The sequence below is a fragment of the Streptomyces sp. NBC_00209 genome (assembly GCF_045206345.1).
Classification (GTDB): Bacteria; Actinomycetota; Actinomycetes; order Streptomycetales; family Streptomycetaceae; genus Streptomyces.
The window spans coordinates 2,561,654-2,584,759 of record NZ_CP108121.1; the positions used below are offsets into that span (position 1 = coordinate 2,561,654).

21 protein-coding genes are annotated in these 23,106 nt (G+C 73.4%); 8 read left to right on the forward strand and 13 right to left on the reverse strand.

Features of this window, described 5'->3' with window-relative positions; all coding sequences use genetic code 11:
- Positions 1-79 precede the first annotated feature (79 nt).
- From OG867_RS11200 to OG867_RS11230, 7 genes are all read right to left on the reverse strand, one after another.
- Positions 80-1,120 (reverse strand): BMP family protein, encoded by a 1,041-nt coding sequence (locus OG867_RS11200; protein WP_406284702.1) that lies wholly within the window; start codon positions 1,118-1,120, stop codon positions 80-82.
- A gap of 149 nt (positions 1,121-1,269) precedes the next feature.
- A complete protein-coding gene (locus OG867_RS11205) occupies positions 1,270-2,499 on the reverse strand; it encodes an amidohydrolase (RefSeq protein WP_406290896.1) in 1,230 nt (409 codons plus the stop codon).
- Positions 2,500-2,660: 161 nt separating this feature from the next.
- Positions 2,661-3,269 (reverse strand): hypothetical protein, encoded by a 609-nt coding sequence (locus OG867_RS11210; RefSeq protein ID WP_328901911.1) that lies wholly within the window; start codon positions 3,267-3,269, stop codon positions 2,661-2,663.
- 145 nt (positions 3,270-3,414) lie between these two features.
- Positions 3,415-4,473 (reverse strand): hypothetical protein, encoded by a 1,059-nt coding sequence (locus OG867_RS11215; RefSeq protein ID WP_406284704.1) that lies wholly within the window; start codon positions 4,471-4,473, stop codon positions 3,415-3,417.
- Between the two features lie 11 nt (positions 4,474-4,484).
- Positions 4,485-5,420, reverse strand: coding sequence for an N-acetylneuraminate synthase family protein (locus tag OG867_RS11220; RefSeq protein WP_406284707.1), 936 nt, complete (start codon positions 5,418-5,420; stop codon positions 4,485-4,487).
- Between the two features lie 11 nt (positions 5,421-5,431).
- On the reverse strand, positions 5,432-6,841 hold the full coding sequence (locus OG867_RS11225; protein ID WP_406284709.1) for a cytidylyltransferase domain-containing protein: 1,410 nt from the start codon (positions 6,839-6,841) through the stop codon (positions 5,432-5,434).
- 56 nt (positions 6,842-6,897) lie between these two features.
- A complete protein-coding gene (locus OG867_RS11230) occupies positions 6,898-8,247 on the reverse strand; it encodes a DUF6716 putative glycosyltransferase (protein WP_406284711.1) in 1,350 nt (449 codons plus the stop codon).
- Positions 8,248-8,456: 209 nt separating this feature from the next.
- Here OG867_RS11230 and OG867_RS11235 point away from each other — a divergent pair, with 209 nt between their 5' ends.
- From OG867_RS11235 to OG867_RS11250, 4 genes are all read left to right on the forward strand, one after another.
- Positions 8,457-9,434, forward strand: coding sequence for a glycosyltransferase family 2 protein (locus tag OG867_RS11235; RefSeq protein WP_406284713.1), 978 nt, complete (start codon positions 8,457-8,459; stop codon positions 9,432-9,434).
- A complete protein-coding gene (locus OG867_RS11240; RefSeq protein WP_406284715.1) occupies positions 9,434-10,783 on the forward strand; it encodes a polysialyltransferase family glycosyltransferase in 1,350 nt (449 codons plus the stop codon). The genes OG867_RS11235 and OG867_RS11240 overlap by 1 nt, the downstream gene beginning before the upstream one ends.
- 3 nt (positions 10,784-10,786) lie before the next feature.
- Positions 10,787-13,270 carry a YfhO family protein gene (locus OG867_RS11245; protein ID WP_406284718.1) on the forward strand — a complete coding sequence of 828 codons (2,484 nt, stop codon included), beginning with the start codon at positions 10,787-10,789 and terminating at the stop codon, positions 13,268-13,270.
- 79 nt (positions 13,271-13,349) lie between these two features.
- The gene (locus OG867_RS11250; protein ID WP_406284720.1) at positions 13,350-14,276 is read left to right on the forward strand and encodes a class I SAM-dependent methyltransferase; all 927 of its coding nucleotides are present in this window, start codon (positions 13,350-13,352) and stop codon (positions 14,274-14,276) included.
- A 15-nt stretch (positions 14,277-14,291) separates the two neighbouring features.
- Here the strand turns inward: OG867_RS11250 and leuE are convergent, their stop codons facing one another.
- Positions 14,292-14,960 carry a leucine efflux protein LeuE gene (leuE, locus tag OG867_RS11255; RefSeq protein ID WP_018101084.1) on the reverse strand — a complete coding sequence of 223 codons (669 nt, stop codon included), beginning with the start codon at positions 14,958-14,960 and terminating at the stop codon, positions 14,292-14,294.
- Between the two features lie 203 nt (positions 14,961-15,163).
- Here leuE and OG867_RS11260 point away from each other — a divergent pair, with 203 nt between their 5' ends.
- Positions 15,164-16,075, forward strand: coding sequence for a L,D-transpeptidase family protein (locus OG867_RS11260; RefSeq protein ID WP_406284722.1), 912 nt, complete (start codon positions 15,164-15,166; stop codon positions 16,073-16,075).
- A gap of 177 nt (positions 16,076-16,252) precedes the next feature.
- Here OG867_RS11260 and OG867_RS11265 read toward each other — a convergent pair whose 3' ends face one another.
- Together OG867_RS11265 and OG867_RS11270 are read right to left on the reverse strand one after the other, a co-directional pair.
- Positions 16,253-17,362, reverse strand: a complete 1,110-nt coding sequence (locus OG867_RS11265) for a hypothetical protein (protein ID WP_406284724.1) — start codon at positions 17,360-17,362, stop codon at positions 16,253-16,255.
- Positions 17,362-18,180 (reverse strand): RNA polymerase sigma factor, encoded by an 819-nt coding sequence (locus OG867_RS11270; protein ID WP_328904434.1) that lies wholly within the window; start codon positions 18,178-18,180, stop codon positions 17,362-17,364. Before OG867_RS11270 ends, OG867_RS11265 begins: the two co-directional genes overlap by 1 nt.
- A gap of 295 nt (positions 18,181-18,475) precedes the next feature.
- On the opposite strand from OG867_RS11270, the gene OG867_RS11275 reads away from it, so the two are divergent.
- A complete protein-coding gene (locus tag OG867_RS11275; protein WP_406284727.1) occupies positions 18,476-18,985 on the forward strand; it encodes an NUDIX domain-containing protein in 510 nt (169 codons plus the stop codon).
- Between the two features lie 11 nt (positions 18,986-18,996).
- On the opposite strand, the gene OG867_RS11280 is transcribed toward OG867_RS11275, so the two are convergent.
- The 3 genes from OG867_RS11280 to OG867_RS11290 form a co-directional block, all read right to left on the reverse strand.
- The gene (locus tag OG867_RS11280; protein ID WP_406284730.1) at positions 18,997-19,566 is read right to left on the reverse strand and encodes a hypothetical protein; all 570 of its coding nucleotides are present in this window, start codon (positions 19,564-19,566) and stop codon (positions 18,997-18,999) included.
- 143 nt (positions 19,567-19,709) lie between these two features.
- A complete protein-coding gene (locus OG867_RS11285; RefSeq protein ID WP_406284732.1) occupies positions 19,710-20,006 on the reverse strand; it encodes a hypothetical protein in 297 nt (98 codons plus the stop codon).
- A gap of 22 nt (positions 20,007-20,028) precedes the next feature.
- Positions 20,029-21,624 carry a beta-N-acetylhexosaminidase gene (locus tag OG867_RS11290; RefSeq protein ID WP_406284734.1) on the reverse strand — a complete coding sequence of 532 codons (1,596 nt, stop codon included), beginning with the start codon at positions 21,622-21,624 and terminating at the stop codon, positions 20,029-20,031.
- Positions 21,625-21,967: 343 nt separating this feature from the next.
- Between OG867_RS11290 and OG867_RS11295 the strand changes: the two genes are divergently transcribed.
- Complete coding sequence (locus tag OG867_RS11295) at positions 21,968-22,477, forward strand: 2-oxo-4-hydroxy-4-carboxy-5-ureidoimidazoline decarboxylase (RefSeq protein ID WP_406284736.1); 510 nt, start codon at positions 21,968-21,970, stop codon at positions 22,475-22,477.
- Between the two features lie 243 nt (positions 22,478-22,720).
- Positions 22,721-23,101: a succinate dehydrogenase, cytochrome b556 subunit gene (sdhC, locus tag OG867_RS11300; RefSeq protein WP_026171265.1), complete on the forward strand. Its 381-nt coding sequence runs from the start codon at positions 22,721-22,723 to the stop codon at positions 23,099-23,101.
- Positions 23,102-23,106 lie beyond the last annotated feature (5 nt).

Consider the following 23,106-nt stretch of genomic DNA (forward strand, 5'->3'; position numbering starts at 1 on the left):
TCCACCCCGCCGGGGGTACGTGAATCGGGGCCCGGAACGAGCGGCCGAAGCCGCTCGCCGGGCCCCGATCGACGGTGGATCAGGTCGTGGTCTTGACCGTGATGGTGCCGTCCACGATCTTCTTCTTCGCCTCGTCGAGCTGGGTCTGGATGTCCTTGAGGTGGTCACCCGTGGGGGTCAGGCTGACGCCGCCCTTGGCCAGCGAGTACGTCTGCGTACCGGTGATCGGCTTGCCGTCCTTGACCGACTTGACCAGGTCGAAGACGCCGGAGTCGACGTTCTTGACGACCGAGGTCAGGATCGTGTCGGCGTACTTCGACAGGGCCGGGTCCTTGGCCTGGTCGGAGTCGACGCCGATGGACCAGGCGCCCTTCTTGCCGGCGACGGCCTCGATCGAACCGGCGCCCGAGCCGCCCGCGGCGGCGAAGATGACGTCGATGCCCTTGTCGAGCATGCCCTTGGCGGCGGCCTTGCCCTTGTCGGGGCTGCCGAAGCCGGAGAGGTCCGAGCCGGTGGACAGGTACTGGATCTGCACCGTGGCCTTCGGCTTGGTGTCCAGGACGCCCTGGCGGAAGCCGGCCGCGAACTTCTTGATCAGCGGGAGGTCGACGCCGCCGATGAAGCCGATCTTGTCGTCCTTGGACTTCAGCGCCGCCGCGACACCGGCGAGGTACGAGCCCTGCTCCTCGGTGAAGACGATGTTGGCGACGTTCTTCGCGTCGGAGACCGAGTCGACCAGGCCGAAGTTGACCTTCGGGTACTTGGGCGCGATCTTGTCGACCGCCTCCTTGTACGCGAAGCCGATCGCGATGACCGGGTTGTAGCCGCCCTCGGCGAGCGACTGGAGGCGCTGGTCGCGGTCGGCCGAGCTCTCACCGGTCTTGGCGGTGAGCTCCTTCGTCTCGGCGCCGAACTCGGCCTTGGCCTTGTCCAGGCCGCGCGCGGCGGAGTCGTTGAACGAGTTGTCGCCACGGCCGCCGACGTCGTAGGCCATGCCGATCTTCATCTTGCCGTCGTCCGAGCCGCTGCTCTCGTCGGACGACTCGCCGCACGCGGTGGCGGTGAGAGCGAGGGCCGCGGTGACGGCGATCGCGGCGCTGAACTGGGATACCCGGCGCAAGGGAAGGCTCCTTCAAACCTGACCGAAGCGCCTCTTCCGGCGCTGGTTTCGCCGCGATCGTAACGCGCGTAGATGTCAGATAAAGCCCCGTACGGAAGCCGTTATCGGATCGTCGCGAACGCACGCCGAACCCGGGGCGACGTGTCCGGTTACAGGTGGTTGACGTGGAGCAACGCGGAGGCGGTGAAGAGTTCGACGCCGACCGTGATCGCTTCCTCGTCGGCGTCGAAATTGCCCCGGTGGAGGTCGAGCCCGCGCGTGTCGCCGGGGGTGCGGACCCCCAGGCGCGCCATGGCCCCCGGGACGTGCTCCAGGTACCAGGAGAAGTCCTCGCCGCCGAGGCTCTGCTCGGTGTCCTCGATCGCATACGATCCACGGCGCGCGGCCATCGCGCCGGCCAGCAGGTCGGTCGTGGCGGTCTCGTTGACGACGGGCGGGACGCCCCTGACATAGTTGATCACCGTCTTGGCCCGGTGCATTCCGGCCACCTCGTCGATCGCGGCGTGCACCAGGTCCGGCGCCTCGCGCCACGCCTTGAGGTCCAGGCAGCGGACCGTGCCGGAGAGCTCCGCGTGCTGCGGGATGACGTTGCAGGCGTGGCCCGTCTCCAGGCGCCCCCAGGTCAGGGCGAGCCCGGCCCGCGCGTCGACCCGGCGGGCCAGCAGGGCGGGCACCTCGGTGGCGACCTTGGCGGCGGCGGTGACCAGGTCCGTGGTCAGGTGCGGGCGGGCGGTGTGGCCGCCGGGTCCGTCCAGGGAGAGTTCGAGGCGGTCGCAGGCGGAGGTGATCGCGCCGACCCGGAGCCCGATCCGGCCGACATCCACCTTCGGGTCGCAGTGGACGCCGACGATCCGGCCGACGCCGTCGAGGACCCCGGACCCGATCGCGTCGGGCGCCCCGCCGGGCAGGACCTCCTCGGCCGGCTGGAAGATCAGCCGCACCGGGTTGGGCAGCAGCCCCTGCCGGTCCAGCTCGGCGAGCACGAGGCCGGCGCCGAGCACGGTGGTGGTGTGGATGTCGTGCCCGCAGGCGTGCGCCCGGTCGGGCACGGTGGAGCGGTAGGGCACGCCGCTCTTGGTGTCCGGGATGGGCAGCGCGTCGATGTCGGCCCGGAGCGCGAGCATCGGCCGCGTGTCTTCCCCGCGCGTCCCGACGTCACACATGAGCCCGGTCCCGGAGGCGAGCACCTTCGGCGCGAGCCCGGCCCGCTCCAGCCGGGCCTTGATCGCCGCGGTGGTGCGGAACTCCTGGTTGCCCAGCTCAGGGTGCATGTGGAGGTCCCTGCGGAAGGCGATCAGCTCGGCGCGCAGGGCGTCGGGCAGCGTGCCGGGCAGGTCCTCGCCCTGGGAGGGGCCGGCTTCGGACTCGGGGCAGATCAACTGGCTCACCTTTTGAAGGGTAAGCCTGTTCCCTCCTCAACTGACCATGAAACTAGAAAACTTCAGCCACACAGGCGAATGTTTGGCCACGTCTCGGCGTGTGGGACGCGCGCGGGATGGGTAAACTGCCCGGCTGCCGCGCCACACCCACCGGGCGATCGTCAGCCCGTCAGCCCCCGGCGCATCGGGAAGAGCCCCAGTCCGATGCACAGGGCCCCGGGTGCCAGCAGGTCCAGACTCATGGCCATCATCACGACCCCGGCCAGCACCCACAGCGGGGACCACGCCGGGACCTCGCCCCGGCGGAAGAACGCGAGCAGCGCGACGACCGCCAGCAGCCCCAGCCAGAACAGCATCGGCAGCACCGTGTAGACGACCGGCATCACACCGGGCACGTCCTGCACCTTCTCGAACATGTCGCTCATCGCCCGCTCGTCCGCCGCGAGGAACCCGACCACCAGGTCGATCACCGCCTGGACCGCCACGGCGGCCGTCCCCAGCAGCCCGGCCCCGATGGCCACCCGTACGCCCGTGCGTCTGCCACCGCGTACACCGTCCGGCATGCGCAGGCCGAGGAAGACCGGAACGAACGTGAGCGCCCCGGCCAGGAACAGCACGTGCGCCACCGTCCACCACGCACCGGGCCCGTAGTCCCCCATGGCCCGCCCGGCAGCTCGCACCAGCCCGTAACCGGCCATCAGGGCCGGGCCCAGCATGAACGCCTGCTTACTGAAGCTCTTATGACGTCGCGTCATTTCCGTGGTTGGCATGCTTCGATCATCGCCTCGGCGCACTCTCCGGCCATCGGGGATGCCCCTCGGTCGACCCTGATCAGCCCGCACACACCACCTGGGGTCGGACTCGGGGCCGGCACCCGTGACGGCCCCGGCTCAGCCTGCCGCGGGCGACCGGCCTTCACGCCTCCCCCGTCACCGCCGTGACCCGCCACGGCGCCAGGCGGTGGACGTCGCGGGCGGTCTCCGTGACGCCGGTCAGGAAGCCCTGGGCGCGGGGGGAGGCCGTTTCGTGGAGCCATTCGGGGGCGATGTCGCAGACCGCGACCTTCACCTCGGTGCCGGCCAGGGCGAGGGGCAGGGTGTGGACCACGGTGGACGGGAAGCTCAGGACCGTGCGGCCGATGGGGCCGCGGCGGGCGATGAGCTCCAGGGGGAGGTCGGGGCGGACGATCTCCAGGCCGGTGACCGCCTCCAGGGCGTGCAGCTTCTCGGTGGACTCGCGGCGGTGCGCGAAGTAGCGGGTGGCGCCGTGCGTACGGGCGAGGGTGGCGACCGCCTCCAGATAGCGGGCCCGGTCCACCACGCCCGTCTCGACCAGTGAGGTGCCGACCAGGTCCGCGCCCTTGGTGAGCGAGGGCGGGCCGAAGCGGGACCGGGTCCAGGAGAAGGTGTTCGGGATGAGGGTGACGCCCGGCGGCGGGATCACGGGCATGGCGGTGAAGAGCTCGACCTCGCGCGCCGCCGAGGGGGTGAACCTGCGCCGCGCGGTGGACGTCACCGGGGCCAGGGCCAGGCCGCGCGGGTCGAAGCCGCCGCGCCGGTGCCAGCGCACCAGGCGCTCGCCCCGGGTGAGCTGGGCGACGAACTCCATGGTGGCGGTGCCGTCGTCCACCACGGTGAGGCGGCGGGGGCGTACGAGCGAGAGCAGCAGCTGCACGTAGCGCGAGAAGGGGTCGCCGATCACTATGTGGTCGGCGTTGCGGACGAGCCGGGTGAGGGCGCGCAGCGACTTCAGGGGGGTGCCCGAGTCGCCGCGCGCCTCCTGCCAGCGCACGGTCATGCCCTCGTCGCGGGCCAGCTCCGCCATCCGGCGCAGCTGGCCGCGCGACATCGGGTCGACCGGGGGGAGGACGACGACGGTGACGTCCGTGAGGACGCGCCCGCCGCCTCCCTCGGTGACGGCCCACTCCAGGACGTTCAGGAGCTGGACCGGGCTCTCGACGAAGGCGAGGTTCACCGGCCGGCCCGTCAGACCGCGACCGGCTCGGCGGCCGGGGCCGCCGCGTCGCTCTCCGCCACGATGCCCGGGACCCGGCGGAGCTTCTTCATCGGGCCGAGCTCGGACTCGTACACCTTCTTGACGCCGTCGCCGAGCGACGCCTCGATGGTGCGGATGTCGCGGACGAGGCGGGTCAGGCCCTGCGGCTCGACGGACGCGGCCTGGTCGGAGCCCCACATGGCGCGGTCCAGGGTGATGTGGCGCTCCACGAACGCGGCGCCCAGCGCGACGGCGGCGAGGGTGGTCTGGAGGCCCGTCTCGTGGCCGCTGTAGCCGATCGGGACGTTGGGGTACTCCTGCTGGAGGGTGTTGATGACCCGCAGGTTCAGCTCCTCGGCCTTCGCCGGGTACGTGGAGGTGGCGTGGCAGAGCAGGATGTTGTCGGAGCCCAGCACCTCGACGGCGTGCCGGATCTGGCGCGGGGTCGACATGCCGGTGGAGAGGATCACCGTGCGGCCGGTGGCACGCAGGCTGCGCAGCAGTTCGTCGTCGGTGAGCGAGGCGGAGGCCACCTTGTGGGCGGGGACGTCGAACTTCTCCAGGAAGGCGACGGCCTCGGTGTCCCACGGGGACGCGAACCAGTCGATGCCGCGCTCGGAGCAGTGCTCGGAGATGGCCCGGTACTCGTCCTCGCCGAACTCGACGCGGTGGCGGTAGTCGATGTACGTCATGCGGCCCCAGGGGGTGTCGCGCTCGATGTCCCACTGGTCGCGCGGGGTGCAGATCTCCGGGGTGCGCTTCTGGAACTTGACGGCGTCGCAGCCGGCCTCGGCGGCCACGTCGATCAGCGCGAGGGCGTTGTCGAGGTCGCCGTTGTGGTTGATGCCGATCTCGCCGGTGATGTAGACGGGGTTGCCGGGTCCGGCGGTGCGGTTGCCGAGGGTGCGCAGGCGGGAGGTGCTCATGAGGGTGTTCCTTACTCGGTGGGGGCTGAGGTGGGGGCTGTGGTGAGGGTGGGGCCCAGGAGCCAGGCCGCGATCTCGCGGATGGCGCCGGAGCCGCCCGGGGTGGTCGTCACGGCGCGCGCCGCTGCGCGCACCGAGTCGTGGGCGCTCGCGACGGCCACGGGCCAGCCGGCGAGCGCGAAGCAGGGGAGGTCGTTGACGTCGTTGCCGACGTACATGACGCGTTCGGGTGCGAGGGACTGCTCGTCGCACCACTGCTTGAGCGCGAGGTCCTTGCGGTCGACGCCGTGCAGGACGGGCACGCGCAGCTTGCGGGCGCGGGCGGCGACGACGGGGTTCTGTTCGGTGGACAGGATCAGCAGCGGTACGCCCGCCTTGCGGAGGGCGGCGACGCCGAGACCGTCGCCCCGGTGCACGGCGACGGTCTCGCGGCCGTCGGAGTCCACGAGGACCCGGTCGTCGGTCTGGGTGCCGTCGAAGTCGAGGACCACGGCGTCGATGTCGTCCAGGGTCGGCAGCGGGGCCGGGTCTGGACCGTGTCCCCGAAGTCCCGTCGTACGCCCGGAGGGCGTGGCCTGCGGCGTCTGGTGCGTGCTCTCGGCGTGCCGGCCGACATCCCTCGTACTGGACGTACTAGGGATTTCGGCCGGTGCGGCGAGAGTGCGTGCCAGGCGTCGCGGGCCAGACGGGACTTCGGGGACACGGTCCAGGAGCGGGGCGAGCGCGCGGGCGCGGGCCAGGTCGTGCGGGTCGTCGATCTCCAGGACGCGCGCCGGGTCGGTGCGCACCAGCGCGGTGTGGCCGAAGAAGCGGTGCTGGTGGGTGCGGAAGCCGGCGGCGTCCATGGCGTACGCGGCGCCCGTCTCCAGCAGGTCCTCGGGGCGGTCCTGGCGGCGCGGGCGGACCCGCTTGTCGTGGTTGACGCCGTAGTTGTGGTCCTCGACCGCGGTGCCGTCGCGCCACAGGAAGCCGTGGAAGGGGGCGACGGTGAGGGCGGTGTCGGCGCCCTCGCGGGCGACGGCGGCGGCGACCCCGTCGATGTCCTCGCGGGTGACGAAGGGGCTGGTGCACTGGACGAGCAGGACGACGTCGGCGGTACGTCCCCGCAGCGCCTCGTAGGCGTCGAGGGCGTGCAGCACGGCGGCCTCGCTGCTCGCGGTGTCGCCCGCGATCTCCTCGGGGCGCTGTACGCAGTGCAGCCGGCCGCTCTCGCCGAGGGCTTCGGCCGCCGCGCGGGCGGCCTCGGCGACGGCGGGCGCGTCGGTCGTCACCACGACGTCGGTGACCTCACCGGAGGCCAGGCAGGCGCGGACGGCGCGGGCGACGAGCGGGACGCCGCCGACCCGGGCGAGGTTCTTGGCGGGTACGCCCTTGGAGCCGCCGCGTGCGGGGATGACGGCGAGCACGGTGGGTCGGTTCATCGGTGCTCCGGTGAGTGTGGTGAGTGTGCTGTCGGTGGTGTTCGCAGCTCGCGTGTTCACAGCTCCCCCATCCGCCGGACGACCGGGGCGACACGCTGGACGCCGTGCCGGTACGCGCCCCGGGCCGCGTCCCGGACCGCCTCGCGCACCGCCGTCCTGACCCGGCCGGCCTCGCGGGGCGCGGCGGCGCCGGGCAGCGGGTGGCCGTCGGGGGCCAGGTGGTGGCGGGCGAGGATGCCGGGGAGGTAGCCGGGGGCGGTGGCGGGCGTGTAGTAGGGCGCCGGGTCGGGCAGTTGGCCCCCGGCCAGCAGCGCGGTGACCCGGGCCCGGGCGGTGTCGTACGCCGCGGGGTAGCTGCCGTCGGCTGCGACGCCCTGGCCGGCCAGCCATTCCGGGTCGGGTTCCGGGTGCCCGCCGCCGTCCAGGTGGTCGAAGGAGGTGAGCAGTCCGGAGCCGGTGAAGTGGTGGTTGCCGAGGGTTTCGCGCACCCCGAGGTCGGTGAGGACGGCGGTGGGGATGCGGCGGTGCAGGGACTCCAGAGCGGCCGTGGACGAGACGGTGACGAGGAGGTCGGTGCGGTCCAGGACCTCGCTCATGTGCCCGTACACCAGGCGGAAGTTGGGCGGGAGGCCGCCGGGCAGGCGCTCGGCGAGCCGCTGGTAGGGGTGTTCCTCGATGTGCGTGGTGTGCTCGCCGGGCTTGGAGCGCAGCTTCAGCAGGACCTCGCGGCCGGGGTGCAGCCGGGCGTGCTCGACGAGGCGTCGCAGCAGGTACGTCCGGTCGGCGCGGTTCTCCGGTACGGAGGGCTGGGCGGCGAACACCAGGGTGTCGCGGCCGGGTTCGGGTCGGTACGGCTCGCCGCCGAGGAACGGGAGGGCGGCCTCGGTGACGGCCGAGGCGTCGGCGCCCACTCCCTCGTACACCGTACGGAAACGCTGCGCGTCGTGACGGGAGTTGGCGAGGACGATGTCGGCGCCGTGGCGCAGCAGGAGCCCGTCGGTGAGCTTCTCGTAGACGACGCCGACGTATCCGGTGACGAGGACGGGCCTCGTGGGCAGCCGGAGCGCGGCGACGCCGTGCAGCATGGCCTGGACGGCGCCGCCGACGAGGGCGAGGACGACGAGGTCGTATCCCTCGTCCCGTACGGCGTTCAGGAATTCGGCGGCGGTGACCTCGCGCACCCGGTCGGCGGGGATCCCCACGTCGCCGACCTCGGCGAGCTGGCGGGGAGTCGGGGTCGCCCGGCCGCGCAGCAGCAGTCCGCTGATCTCCACCCGCTGCGCGGGCTCCCCGGACCCGGGGGCGGTGAGGCGGTGCGCGGTGAGCGCGCCCCATTTCCACCGGGTGTCGGAGTCGGCGATCACGGCTGCCCTGAGGGCGGTCGTCTTTTCGGTACGTCGTGGCACGTCTTCGAATTTAGGAAGGCATTCGGATTCGCGGCCCAACGTGACGGCAACAGCGGGTTAACAGCCCGCCGACTCCCGGAGAATCAGCTGACGGAAAGGGCGTTCCGGGGCGGGGAACCGGGCCGGTTCATGGTCCCGACATTCTTCGTTCACCTGGTGTACCCGTCGGGTCCAGGGTAAATGCCGGACCGGCGCCTAGCGTGGTCCGCGTGGTCAAGCTCTCCGTCATCGTGCCGTTCTACAACGTTCGGGCCTACGCCCCCGACACCCTGAGAAGTCTGCGGGCCAATGCCCGCGAGGGGGTCGAATTCATCCTCGTCGACGACTGTTCGTCCGACGGGACCCTGGACATCCTCCAGCGCGCCGAGCGCGAGCTGCCGGGTGCCGTCCTGGTCCCGCACGAGCGGAACGGGGGCCTGGCGACCGCGCGCAACACGGGGATCGACGCGGCGCGCGGCGAATACCTCACGTTCCTGGACGGCGACGACTGGGCCGCGCCCGGGCACTACGAGCGGCTGCTGGCCGCGATCACGGCCCTGGGCTGCGATTTCGTCCGTACGGACCATGTGCAGTTCACCGACCGGGTGCGCACGGTCCACCGCGTCCCGTTCGGGCTGCGGAACACCGTGGTCAGCCCGCGCGAGGTGATCCTGCCGGCCGACCGGTCGACGCCGGTGGACTACGCGTACGCCTGGGCCGGGGCCTATCACCGCCGGCTGGCGGATTCGGGGCTGCTGCGGTTCCGGGACGGGCTGCGCACGGCGGAGGACCGGCCGTGGATCTGGCGGCTGCACCGGGAGGCGGAGTCCTTCGCGGCGGTCGGGCTGCCCGGGATCTTCTACCGGCGCGGGGTCGCCTCCTCGCTGACCCAGATCGGCGATGTGCGCCAGCTGGACTTCATCCGCGCGTTCGACCAGGTGCTGGAGGAAACGGCCCTGGATCCGGACGCGGACCGGCTGATGCCGAAGGCCGTGCGTACGTACTGCGCGGTCATGGCGCACCATGTGGAATCCATCGAAAGGTTCGAACCAGCAGTGGCCAGGAAATTGCGCTCGATGAGTGCGGCTTCGCTGCGGCGCATGCCCCAGGACATTCTCGCGGAAACGCTGAATTCGCTGGGTGAGCGCCGTGCGGACCGGCTGCGCCGGGTACGCCGACGCTCCGTGTCGCGGGAGGTCGCGGCCTGATGCCCGGCACCATCCAGATCTTCTCGGCGTGCACGCAGTACGCCGCCGCCACGCTCGTCGCGGCTCTGCGCTCCGGCATGTTCGGGCCGCGCTCCGAGCACCGGCGTGTCCTCGTCGTCAGCGACACCTCGCCCTCGCCCGAGCTCGGCACCCCGCTCCACCACCGGCCCGGGTTCGAGGCGCTGGCCGCCGAGTTCGACGCGGTGCGGTCCTGGAACGACTTCATCAGCCCGTTCCACCCGGGCGGCTGGGCGCCCCGGGAGCAGGACGCCCCGCTGTGGGAGCGGGCCGTGCGCGCGGCCTGGGACCTCGGGGACGCACCGGTCGAGCTGGCCTGCGAGTCCATCCAGGCCAACCCCGCGCAGGCGCTGGCGACGGTCTTCGGGGACAGCCCGCTGCATGTGTACGCGGACGGGCTGATGAGCTACGGACCGACCCGCAGCCGGCTCGACCAGCTGATCGGCACCCGCATCCGCCGGCTGCTCCACCTGGACCTGGTGCCGGGTCTGAAGCCCTTGCTGCTGACGGAGTTCGGGGTGGAGCCGGAGGTCGTCCCGACGGACGCGTTCCTCACGGTGCTGGGCGAGCTGGCCGACCCGGTCGCCGCTCCCGGCGCTCGGGGCTCCGTGCTCGTCCTCGGCCAGTACCTCTCCACCCTGGGCATCCTGACGCCTCGCCAGGAGGAGGACCTGCACGCGGGGATGGTGCGCGGCGCGGTCGCCCTCGGCCACACCCGTATCGTCTTCAAACCGCATCCCAGCGCGCCCGCCCACTGGACGCGCGCCCTGGAGGAGGAGGCGGTACGGCTCGGCGCCGTGCTCACCGTGGCGGACAGCCCGGTCCTGGCGGAGACGCTGTTCGCGTCGATGCGCCCCGCCCTCGTCGTCGGCTGCTTCTCCACCGCGCTGCTGACCGCCGCCTCGTTCTACGGACTGCCGGTCGCCCGCCTGGGCACGGGCCCGCTGCTGCACCAGCTCAGCCCGTACCAGAACAGCAACCGCATCCCCCTGACCATCGTGGACGCGCTGCTCCCCGACCTGGACGACCCGGAAGCGGTGACCGGCTGGTCGATGCCCTCGCCCGAGGAGATCGCGCGCGGGGCCGCCGGGCTGGTCGGCGCGGTCGGCTACGCGATGCAGCCGCAGCTCCAGGCCCCCCTGCGCCCCGTCGCCGAGCGCTATCTGAGCGGCCACCGGGACAGCCTGCGGCGGTACTTCAAGCGGCGGCGGCTGACCGCGCTCGGGCTGCCGGGGGCCATTCCCGCGCAGCTCACGTTCATCCCGCGCAACGCGACGGTCCGCCGCCTCGCGCGCCGGGCCCGCACCCTGAAGAGGGCCGCGGCCGGCTGAGCCATGAGGAAACTCCCGATACTCCGGTCCCCGCGCGGCCGGGCCGCCGCCCTGGCCGCCGTGCTCGCCGCCCTCACCGTCTGCGCCGGGGACGCGGTGGCCCGCAGCTACCCCTTCGGCACGCACACCCGCAGCGTCAACGACCTGGGCAACCAGTTCGTCCCGTTCCACGCCCGCCTCTGGGACCTGCTGCACGGCAGCGCCGACGGCGGGCTGCTGCTGAACTGGCAGTCCGGCTTCGGCACCGGCTTCCTGCCGGACTTCGGTACGTATCTGAGCAGCCCGTTCGCCCTGCTCGTCGGGGTCTTCCCCCGGGACCGCATCGACCTGGCGGTGTACGCGGTCACGCTGGTGAAGACCGGGGCGGCGGCGGCCGCGATGACCTGGCTGCTGACGGCGCTGCGGCGGGGCCGGGGCCGGGAGTGGGCGGCCGTGGTGCTCGGGGCCTCGTACGCGCTGTGCGGGTGGTCGGTGATCGAGGCCGTGTACAACCCGATGTGGCTGGACGGGCTGATCGCGTTCCCGCTGCTGTGCCTGGCCGCCGAGTGGGCCCGCACGGGCCGCCGGCCGGTCCTGGGCACGCTGCTGGTGACGCTGGCCTGGGTGTCGAACTTCTACACCGCGTACATGGCGACGCTCGGTGCGGCGCTGGTCCTGGTGGTGCGGCTGCTGACGGAGGACGGGACGCGGCGGGAGCGGGTACGGGGACTGGGGCGCGCGGTGCGGACGGTCGCGCTCGGGGCCGGGCTGGCCGCGCCGGTCCTGGTGCCGGTGTATCTCGGGACGCGGCACGCCTACCCGGGCTGGACGCGCCCGTTCGCCCCGGCGGCCTGGCCGGATGTCGCGGCCCGGTTGCTGCCGGCCACGTACGGCTTCTTCAGCCCGGCGCTCTTCCTCGGCACCGGCGCCCTGCTGCTGGCCGGTGCCCTGGCCTTCCACCGGGCCGTCCCGCGCACCGAACGCCTGGTGTGGGCGGGGCTCGTGGCGGGGGTCGCGCTGTCGTTGCAGTGGGGGCCGACGCATCTGCTGTGGCACGCCTTCGCGACGCCCAACGGCAGTCCGTACCGCCAGACGTTCGTGCTGTCCGGGCTGCTGGTGATCGCCGCGTGGCTGTCGGTCGCCTCCGGCTGGCCGGACCGGCGGGCGCTGCTCGGCGGCGCCGGGGTGGTCGCGCTGATCGCCGCCGGGGCCGCGTCCAGCGCCCTGGTCACCGCCTGGACGTACCCGCTGTTCGCGGCGGGCCTGGCGGCCGTGGCGGGGGCCCTGGTGCTGGCCCGGCGCGGCCGGTACGCCGTGCTGGCGGCGCTCCTCCTGGTCGGGGCGCAGGCCGGGCAGGCCGCGGCGACGACCGCGTACGCCGACCGGCAGCGGCTGGGCCGGCTGGACGACTACGCCCCCTGGGGTGAGCGCCAGCGCCTCCAGGCGGCGGCGGTCGCCGAGGCGGACGGCTGGCCGCGCTACCGGACCGATCCGGGCCTGGAGCAGAGCACGGCGAACGATCCGCTGCTGACCGGCGGCCAGGGCGGGGCGTACTACAGCAGCCACACCCCGGACGTGCTGACCCGCACCTTCCTGGCCCTCGGCGCCGGCTGGACGTCCAACGGCCGCGCGCTGCACGACCTGGACAGCCCGGTGACGGACGCGGTGTTCTCCGTGGGCGCCCGGGTGCACATGCCGCGCGACCCGCACCAGGGCTGGAACCGCCCGGACGACCGCCCGGTCACGGTGAGCCACGAGGACGTGCCGCCACTGGTGACGGTCCGGACCGCCAACGAGCACCTGAAATACGGGCGTTCACCGTTCCGCAACCAGGAGAAGCTGCTCGGCGCCTCCGTCTACACGGTGCCGGCGACCTCCCTGCGCGCGGCGGACGGGAGCGGGGCGGCCGACGCGGGCGCGTACGACTACGCGGTGCGGCCCGGCACGTACACCCTCCGCGCGGCCTGTCCGGTGGGCAGCGAGGTGTATCTGTGGGCACCGGACCTGTTCGGCCGCGCGCGACTGGGGGCGTCCGAACAGGCCGACTTCCGGGGTGAGTTGCCGGGGCGGCGAGCCGAGCTGCGCAAGCTGGGCGACGGAGGCGGGGCGCTCGCCGTGTCGATGCGGGTGGCCCGGCCGGGGACCGTCCCGCACGAGGCCGTCGGCTGCCTGGACCGGGACCGGCTGACCCGCGCGGTGGCCGGGCTGAAGCGGACGGGGGCGACGCGGGTGACGGTCACCGGGAGCGGGGTGCGCGCCGCGCTCCCGCCGGGCACGCGGGGCTTGGCGGTGCTGGCCGCGCCCCGGATCGCCGGGTGGAGCTGCGGGGGCCGCCCGGCGGACTCGTACCTCGGGCTGGTCGCGGCCCCGGTGAGCGGCGACCGGCCGGTGCTCGACTGCTCGTACCGGCCGCCGGGGCTTAGGCGGGGGAGCCTGGTGGGGGCGGGGGCGCTGCTGGGGCTGGTGGCGGTGGGACTGACCGGACGTCGGCGCAGGGCGGCACCGTAAACCCGAACACCCGCGACGACACCGAGACTTCATCTCCGCGTGGTGGGGCGGCCCGGCGCTCGCGCGTACGTTCCCAGCCATGGTCTCCCTTCTGAACAACCGCCTGACACGGCGCGCCCTGCGCCCCGCCGCCGCCCTGGTCGACCGCCGCATCCAGCAGCGCGTGGAGCGCGCCGCCGGGCCGTTGCGCGGTGAACTCGCGACCCTGCGCGGGGAGTACGAGGAGGAGCGGCGCGGCCGGTATGCCGTGGCGCTGCTGCTCGACGGGACCGGGCGCGGCGCCCACCGCATGCCCCCGGCCCATGAGGTGGACCGGCTGGTCCGCGAGGTGGGGGCGCTGGCCGGGAACCAGGCGGCGGCGCGGCGCGGCGTGGTGTCCGCCTACCGCACGGTTGTCGCCCTTGAGGCGCTGGGCGTCGGGCGCCTCGCGGGCTCGACGTCCAATGTGTGCGGCAAGCTGGCGACCGTACCGCTGCTGGCCCCGCCGAACGGGCGCATCCTGGAGATCGGCACGCTGTACGGGCTGTTCGCCGCCGCGCTGACCCGGATGACGCACCGGGCGGGGGTGGAGCCGGAGCTGACGATCGTGGACCCGTTGGCCGGTTCCCAGCTCCAGCCGGGCACCGCGCAGCCCGCCGACCCCACGGGCACCCCGGTCCGCGAGGACGTGGTGCGGGCCAACCTGGCGCTGACCGGGGGCGGCACGACGCACCACCCCCGGCTCGTGCGGGGCTTCTCCAGCGCCCCGGAGGTGCGGGCGGAGGCGGGCGACCGGGAGTACGGGGTGGTCGTGGTGGACGGCGACCACTCCATGGCGGGGGTGGCCGCCGACCTGGAATGGGTCGAGGGGATCGTGGCCCCCGGCGGGATCGTGGTCCTCGACGACTACGGCGACGCGGCGTGGCCGGGCGTCCAGGAGGCCCTGGACGAGCATCTGGCGGGCGGGGCCTCGCGGCTGCGGCTGCTGGGGTGCGTGGCGACGTCGGCGTACCTACGGGCCGAGTGAGGCGTAAGGGCGCCGTCAGACGCTGCTGAGCGACAGCTTCGCGGCGAAGCCGAGGAACAGCACCCCGGCCGCCGAGGTGGCCCCGGCCGAGAGCCGCCGACGCCTGCGGAAGGCGGCGGACAGCCGGGTGCCGCCGAAGATCAGCGCCGACAGGTACAGGAAGCTGGCGAGCTGGAGCAGGGTGCCCAGGACCAGGAACGACAGGGCGGGATAGGCGTATCCGGGGTCCACGAACTGCACGAAGAACGAGATCAGGAAGAGGATCGCCTTCGGGTTGAACAGGCTGACCACCAGTGCCCGCCGGTAGGGCCGCTCCATGGCCCCCGGGGCCTGCGCCTCGGCCCGCTCCTCGTCGGTGATCTCGGCGACCCGCCGGTGCCGCTCGCGCCACATCGACACGGCGGCCCGCAGCATCCCGATCGCCATCCAGGTCAGATAGCCGGCGCCCGCGTACTTGACGATCGCGAACAGCACGGGCGTCGTCTGCAGCAGCGACGAGGCGCCCAGCGCGGACAGCGTCATCAGCACGGTGTCCCCGGTCCACACCCCGGCCGCCGCCACATACCCGGTCCGCACCCCGCGCCGCGCGGCGACGGACAGCACGTACAGCGAATTCGGCCCCGGCAGCAGAACGATCAGCACGAGGCCGGCGAGATAGGTCGGAAGGTCGGTGACACCCAGCATGGGACGGAGTCTCGCACGCGGCCACGACCGTGCGGAAGCGGGAATTCCGGGAGGAGGGGCACGGAAGAGCGCGTTCTCCGTCACAGAAGCGCGACGGAAGGAACGGTGCAGGATTCGGCAACCGGGTGGCGTGGAAACCCGTCCCATGAGATACGCGAGTGCGCGGGCCGGAGACGCCGGGGCCGAGGATGCAGGGGGCTGGGATGATACGCACGGGCAGGACCGGGCGCGGTTACGCGCTCCGAGGGGCCGCCGTCGTGGCCGTGGTGGCCATGGCCGGGGTGACCGCCGGGTGCAAGGAGCAGCCCGCGGCCGGTGCCTCGGCCGCGCCCTCGGCACCGGCGGGCAGCGGCTCCCCCACCGACGACGCGAAGCCGGGCGGCGGCTCCGCGAGCCCGTCGGCGAGCGCGAAGCCGAAGGAGCCGGTCAAGACGTCGCCGAAGCCGAGCGCGACCCGCACCACGCCCACGGCCGACCCGCAGGGCAAGGTGCTGATGGCGAGCGGGGCCGAGGGCAAGCAGGTGCGCGAACTCCAGGCGCGGCTGCGGCAGATCGGGCATTTCGACCGCATCCCCACGGGCTACTACGGGACGGTCACCGTGGCCGCCGTGCAGTCCTTCCAGGGCAAGCGCGGTCTGGCCAGGACCGGGAAGACCGACACCGTCACCTGGCAGAAGCTGCTCGGCATGACGCACGAGCCGACGGCCACCGAGCTGAACCCGCCGACCACCCGGCCGGTCGCCAAGCCGGACAAGCGGTGTCTGACGGGGCGGGCGATCTGCATCAGCAAGAACAGCCGCACGCTGTCCTGGATGATCGACGGCAAGGTCGTCTCGTCCATGGACGTGCGCTTCGGCTCGCAGTACACACCGACCCGCGAGGGCACCTTCTCCGTGTACTGGAAGTCGCGCCACCACGTGTCCTCGATCTACCACACGGCCATGCCGTACGCGATGTTCTTCAGCGGCGGCCAGGCGGTGCACTACTCCTCGGACTTCGCGGCCCGCGGCTACAACGGGGCCTCGCACGGGTGTGTGAACGTCCGGGACGAGGGGAAGATCGCGGCCCTGTTCGCCGCCGTCCGCACCGGCGACAAGGTCGTCGTCTACAAGTGAGGCGGCAGGGGAGATGAGGGGCGCGGGCGGGACCGGGGGAACGTGTCCCGCCCGCGCCATGTGCGCCGAGCCGCAGGTACGGGGGGAACCCCGGCTCCGGGCGCTGCCGATGACCAGTCGGCTCATTCCGTACAGCGTCGGCAGGCCGGAAAACGTCACACCGACCGGTACGAACGCTCAGCGGGCCGCCGCGGAGCCGGCCGGCCGGGGGTCCCCCGAGGCGGGATCCGTCGCCTCCGGGTCCGGCGCGACGGCCGCTGTCGAGGGGCCGGGCGACTCGGTGAACCGGATGGCGGGGAGCGGCGCGGAGGCGTCGCCGCCCTGCTCGGTGTCGCCCGTGCCGCCGCCGTGCTTGCCGTCCTCGGCGTCGAGCAGCCGGTCGCAGAACCGGTCGAGGTTGCGGGCGCCCTTGGCCAGGGTTTCGAGGCGGGTGCGGCGGTCGGCGTCGAGCGTGCCGTCGCGGTAGTCGCGGCACGCCTGGAGGGTCTTGGCGTACCAGGAGCCGGAGGGTTCGTCGCCGGAGTGGCCGTTCCCCTTGCCGGTGTCCTCGTCGCTGTCGCCGTCGTCGTCGGAGGCGCCGTCGCCGGGGTCCGTGGCGCCGCCGGTGCGGCTGCCGCCCGTCCGGTCGGTGCCGGTCCCGTCGTCCTTGCCGCTCCGGTCGTCGTGGGACGCGCCGCCACCGGGGCGCGCGGTGTCCTCGTCGGCGTCGGGGCGGTCGCCGGGGGGCGGGGCGTCCGGGGTGGGGGTGCCGGGCGACGGGGGCGCGGAGGTCTCCTCGTCGGGGACGACGTCGGTGCCCAGCTTCTCGGGGGACTCGGCGGCCGAGACCGAGGTCGCCGGTGAGGGGGTGTGCCGGCCGAAGGGGCCGGGCAGCATCCCGGTCCCGGCGGCCACGGCCACCCCTCCCAGGGCACAGCAGGCCAGTGAGGCGACGAGTCCGAAGCGCAGGGGCCGGCTCCAGCGGAACGGGCGCTCACCGCGCCGCGGACCGGCCGCCCGGCCTATGTGGACCGGGGCGAGCACCGCCGTCTCGGCTTCGTCGTCGTGCGCGGCCGTGACCCCGGCGGTACGGGGGCCGCGGGGTGCGGCACGGAAGGCGGCGAGCGCGGCGGCCTCGCCGGGGAGTTCACCGGTGGCGGGACGGGCGGTGCGGGCGACGGAGTCGAGGGCGGCGGCCAGGCGTTCGGCGTCCTGGCGGGGACGGCCTTCGGCAGGGTCGACCGGTTCGCCGCGGAGCATTTTCTCCGCCGCTTCCTTGTCAAGCCATGCGTACTGCTCGTCGGCCATCACATGTCCTTCTGCGTCCACAGACGCGAATGCGTCACACCGGCGGGAGCCACCAGGCCGGTGCGTGGGGGGCGTTGTACGGGTACGGCGCCGAGCTCCCCGGTCCGTCCCGGCGCGTCCCCCGCATTCTTCCGGAAGGCCGCCGAGGGCGCCTCGGGTCCCTCCTGCTCCGCCCGGCGCCGGAGGGTGCCGTCCGCCTGACCGGGGACGGGGGCGGGGCCGGGCTGTCCGTCCCCGCCGCCCGGACGCTGGGCCGCGATCCCGGCCGCGTCCGCCCCGAGCAGTTCGGCGAGCCGCTTCAGCCCGCGGTGGGCGGCGGTGCGGACCGCGCCGGGCCGCTTGCCGAGGGTCTGCGCCGCGCTCTTCGCGTCGAGGCCGACCACCACCCGGAGCACCACCGCCTCGGCCTGGTCCTGCGGCAGCTGGGCGATGAGCGACATGGTGTGCCCGGTCGCCAGGGACTCGATCGCCTCGTCGGCCGTGTCGGAGCCGGCCGGCTTGTCGGAGAGCTCCGTCTCGTCGCCGCCGATGGCGGGGCGCCTGCCGCGCATCCGGAGATGGTCCAGCGCCCGGTTGCGGGCTATGCGCGCGGCCCAGCCGCGGAAGCGGTCGGCGTCCCCGCTGAAACGGTCGAGGTCACGGGCTATCTGAAGCCACGACTCGGACGCCACGTCCTCGGCGTCCGGCTCCCCCACCAGTGTCCTTATGTAGCCCAGCAGCCGCGGCTGCACAGCGCGGTACACAGCACGGAAGGCGTCCTCGTCCCCGCGCTGTGCCGCGAGCACCGCGGCAGTAAGCCCCGCGTCGTCCCCCAGCACTACCTCAACCCTGCCCTGCTGTCCGAATCGCAGCTGGTCACCACTGCCGCGCCACCCTGCGCGACTCAGCACGCTACGTCCTTGGCGTGCACCCCGTCCATGACTTGTACAACCTGCAACATTCCATCGCCCCACCCCGGTGTGACAGAAAACGCACCCACGGCGCAGAGATGAGTACGGGGTCGTCCTGCGGCCCCGCGGAAGACGACCGGGGCCTCTCCTGTGGGGGGTGGCGGCCCCGGTCGTCCTCGTTCTTCCCGCCACGCGGCGGCGGTTCACGTACGAGGATGACTCCGTGACGACCACCGAAGGCGTTCCCGCCGTCCCCGTCCGCGTATGCGCGGTCCTCGTCGAAGGCGGCGAGGTCTGCCTCATCCGGCGGGAGAGGCCCGACGGGGCGCAGTACTCGCTGCCCGGCGGGCTGCTCCACGCGGACGAACAGGTGCCCGCCGGGCTGGCCCGGGAGTTGCGCGAGGAGCTGGGCCTCGATGTCGCGGCGCTGCCCGAACCGCCCCGGCTGCTCCGGGTGCAGGACCAGGTCACGACGCGGCCCGGCCGGCCCGGCACGTTCCGCCGGCTCCACCTCATCCATCTGCTGGCCGTGCCCCGCGAGGTGCGCGCGGCGTTCCCGGCCACCGAGCTGGACGCCGAGGACGGGGCGCGGGTCGTCTGGGTGCCCCTCGCGGAGGCCGCCGGGCTGCACCTCTACCCGGCGGCCGGACCGCTGCTGCTTGAGCCGGCCGGGTCCGCCGGGTCCGGCGTGCTGCTGCCCCCGCTCACCGACCTGACGTACGCCTGGCGGTAGGCACCCGGGGCTCAGGACCGCACCCGTCCCCGCCGGGCCGCCGCCGCGCGGAGTATCCGGCCGCCCTCCGTGGAGACGTCGCGGATCTGGCGCAGGCCGGCCGTGGCGGGGGCGTCCTCGTCCATGGCGGCCAGCATCTCCAGGATCGCGGTCTGGCGGGCCGCCTCGCCGGCCAGCAGCGGGCCCGCGCCCGAGGGGTCGCCCGCCCGGCAGCGGGCCACCGGGTCCGGGGTCGCGGGGACGGTCATGTCGTGGCCGAGGTGGACCTCCAGGGCCAGCACCGAGCAGGCGTCCGCCCAGGCGCGCAGCGCTTCGCCCGCCCGGTCGCCCGGGGCGGCGGCGAGCAGGTCCCGGACGTGGGCGGCCGGTTCGCCGGGGTGCGCGAGGGTGTCCAGGGCGGTGCGGGCCTCGGCGAGCCGGGCGGGCCAGAGGCGGGGCTCGGCGCAGGCGGCCCAGAGCGGGCGCAGCGGGTCGGGGCCGGTGCCCGGGGCGGGCTGGGGCAGACAGCGTTCGAGGCAGGCGACCGCCGCGGCGGCGAGCCCGCGTTCGTCGGCGGCGGCGATCAGGTCGAGCAGGCTCATCGGCGTCTCCTGTCAGCCCTCCGTGAGTGCCCCATGCCGGGACACAGGGGGGCGCAGCGCTTCCTGTTATCGCATTCAGCGCCGAATGGCCGAAAAGCGTCACTGCCGCTGGCCGATTACGGCCACCCCGCCCGCCTCCCGCCTCAGTGCGCCCGGAGCGGACGCGGGCCGGCCGGGAACGCGCCGAGCTCCGCGCGCCGGGACTGCATCGCCGTCACCCTGCGGACGACCAGGATGGCCAGGACCGCCGCGACGAGGTCCAGCGCATCGGTGGCGGCGACCAGGTCGAGCCCGCGGATGATCTCGTCCCCGGTCTCCGCGTCGGCGTAGAGGCGGCCGGCGCCCCGGCTCAGGAGCTGGTCCGCGACCAGCGCCGAGCAGCACGCCTCCCCGGACGACGCGGCCACCGGACCGCAACGCCCGGCGGCCGCATTATCCATGGTCAGAGGCGTTTCCAGCGGCTCAGCCCGCGTCGATCTCCTTCGCCAGCGACTGGAACTTCGCGTAGCTGAGCTTCGGCTTGCCCGGGACCCACAGCTTCTGGGCCGTCGCCCGCAGCGGCATCCGGATGCCCGCGGCGACCTGCTCGGCGGTCTGGGCGTTCGGGAAGTCGCCCCAGACGGCGAACCGGCCGCCGAGGATCTGGTCCGAGTAGCGCGCCGGGACCGGGGTGGTGCCGCGCAGCACGAGCGGGGTCCACTGCTCGTAGATCCGCTTGCCGGTCGGGTAGACGAAGGCGTTGGGCTGGCCGAGCACGTAGTACATGAACTCGTCGTTGAGGTTGAGGACCTTGCGGCCCTCGCTCAGATACTCCTCCGGCGACCGGGCCCCGTACTCCTTGCCCGTCCAGTACTCGACCTCGATGTCCTTGTCGGCGCGCACCTTGCTGTCGCGGAACTGGCCGTCGTTCCACGCCTTCGGCCGCATGTCGCGCTTGCGGACCACCTTCGCCCGGTCGTTGAGCCAGCCGGTGGCGAGGTCGGAGATGCCGGCCCCGGAGCCGTACTTCGCGACGGCCGCGCGCTGGAGCTGCGGGTAGGAGGCGGCCGGGTTGCTCGCCATCAGCGCCCGGTACTCGTCGCCGCCCAGGTGCCAGTACGCGCCGCCGAACAGCTCCGCGTACTCGCCGAGGAGCTCGTCGACCAGCTTGGCCGCGCCCGGCTCGGAGATGTCCAGCGAGCCGGTCGAGGCGACGCCGGAGACGTTGTGCAGCTGGAGGTCGGGATGGGCGCGCAGCACCGCGCCGAGGTGGCCCGGCGAGTCGATCTCCGGGACGACCTGGATGTGCAGCCGGCCGGCCAGGGCGACGATGTGCCGCACCTGCTTCTTGGTCAGGTGGTCCGGCGAGACCACCTCGGGGTGCGTGTCCGACTCGATGCGGAACGCCTGGTCGTCGGAGAAGTGCAGGCCGAGCTGGTTGAGCTTGAGGTCGGCCATCTCGTGCATCCGGTCCTCGATCCAGGACGCGGTGTAGTGCTTGCGGGCGATGTCGAGGTTGAGGCCGCGCTGCGGCTTGTCGGGCCGGTCGCGCACCTCGCCCTCGGGCATCGAGCCGTCGGCTCGCACGGACTGCTTGAGGGTGCGGGTGCCGTAGAAGACGCCCGCCTCGCCGGGCCCGCTGATCTTCACCCGCCCGTCGGCGGTGCGCAGGGTGTACGACTCCGGCCCGCCGGACGCCTTCGGGGTGAGGGCCAGCTCGACGTCACCGGCGCGGGCGGCCACCTCGCCCCGGTAGTCGATCTTCAGCTCGCCGGCCAGCAGCTTCCCCTCGTCGGCGAGCTTGCCGCTGCCCTTCGCGAGGACGACCCCGCTGTCCTTGCCGGGCTTCCAGCCGGGCCCGTGGGCGGGGGTGTGCTCGCGTACGGCGGGGATGGTGCGGGGCGTCGTGGAGAGCGGGTAGCTCCGGGTCGGCGACGGGGTGGGGGAAGGGGACGACGCCGCACGGGACGTCTCGGGGCCGTTGCCGTGCTCGGTTCCGGAGCCGCCGCAGCCGACGAGCACGACGCTCGCCGCGGCCGCCGCCGTCACGGCCAGGAGGGCGCCGCGTGAGGATGCCATCAGTCAGAAACCTCCGGTTCGGGGAAACGTGGGGGGAAGGTCAGGGGGAAAGTCGGGGGCGGGCCGGGGGAAAGGGAGCAGAACTGCGAGAAAACGGGGCAGATGAAGGGAGGTAACCGGGCAATCTCCTCACACATCCGCTCGTCAGGCATCGCGAAACTCTCCCGTCCGGGTGAAATTCGCGCATCCTTCGCCCACCCTTATCCCCGCCTCGCTAGCGTTGAGCTCCCTTCACCTCCGAGTCCCCCTTCATCTCTCCATTCGGGAGCTCACGCTGTCCAGGTCCAGCGAGTCCCACGCCGGCCTTCCCGAGCCGCCGCCCCGGCCCGCCCGGCGCACCGCCGTGCCCGTGCAGAGCCGCCGCGGCGCCCCCGCCCGGTCCGCCCCGCACGCCTGGGGCCTGCCCCGGTTCAACGGCGCGCCAGCCCCCGAGGCCGAGGCGGCCCTGCTGGAGTGCTTCGGCAGCGCGGCCTGGGCGCGCCGGCTCGCCGGCCACCGCCCCTACCCGGACACGGACGCGCTGCTCGCCGCGGCCGACGAGGCGGCCTACGACCTGGCCCCCGCCGATCATGCCGAGGCGCTGGCGGCCGAGGAGTCACCGGGGCTGCGGCCGGACGCTCCGCGCTCCGCCCATCTCGCGCTGGCCGCCGCGCACGCCGAGTACGAACGCAGGTTCGGCCATGTCTTCGTGATCTGCCTGGACGCCTACCCGCCCGCCGAGCACCCGGACCAGGTGCTGGCCGGCATCCGGGCCCGGCTGGGGCACGAGGAGGACCGGGAGCGGGCGGTCGCGGCGGACGAGATGCGGCGACTCGCCCGGGGGCGCCTGGCCGCGTTGGTATCGAGTCGATAACGGGTTGCGGGCGGGCCGGGCGGGCCGGATTCCCCAGCATGGAGGGGCCGAGCAGGGTCGCGGAGGGCTGTCCATAGCCCGTCCGTGCCTGTTTCGTTGCCACTTTGATCACACCGGAGGGCCCCGCGCGATCGAACCGACAATCCGTCGCTACGATGGCCGGGGCCGGTGGACCGTACCCGGCCGGGTCAGACCGACAGTCAAGCCGGCCGACCCCAATCCCCGCTCCCGGAGGGTTCTTCCGTGCCGGCTGGAACGCTGTACCGCGGCCGGGAAGGCATGTGGTCCTGGGTGGCTCATCGAGTCACCGGTGTCCTCATTTTCTTCTTCCTGTTCGTGCATGTCCTGGACACCGCCCTCGTCCGTGTCTCCCCCGAGGCGTACGACGACGTCGTGTCCACGTACAAGACGCCGATCGTCGCGCTGCTGGAATACGGCCTGGTGGCCGCGATTCTCTTCCACGCGCTGAACGGTCTGCGCATCGTCGCCGTGGACTTCTGGGCCAAGGGCCCGCGCGTTCAGAAGCAGATGCTCTGGGTCGTGCTGGGCATCTGGATCGTGCTGATGCTGGGTGCCCTGTACCCCGTGCTCGGCCACGCCGTACGCGAACTCTTCGGGAGCTGAGGCCC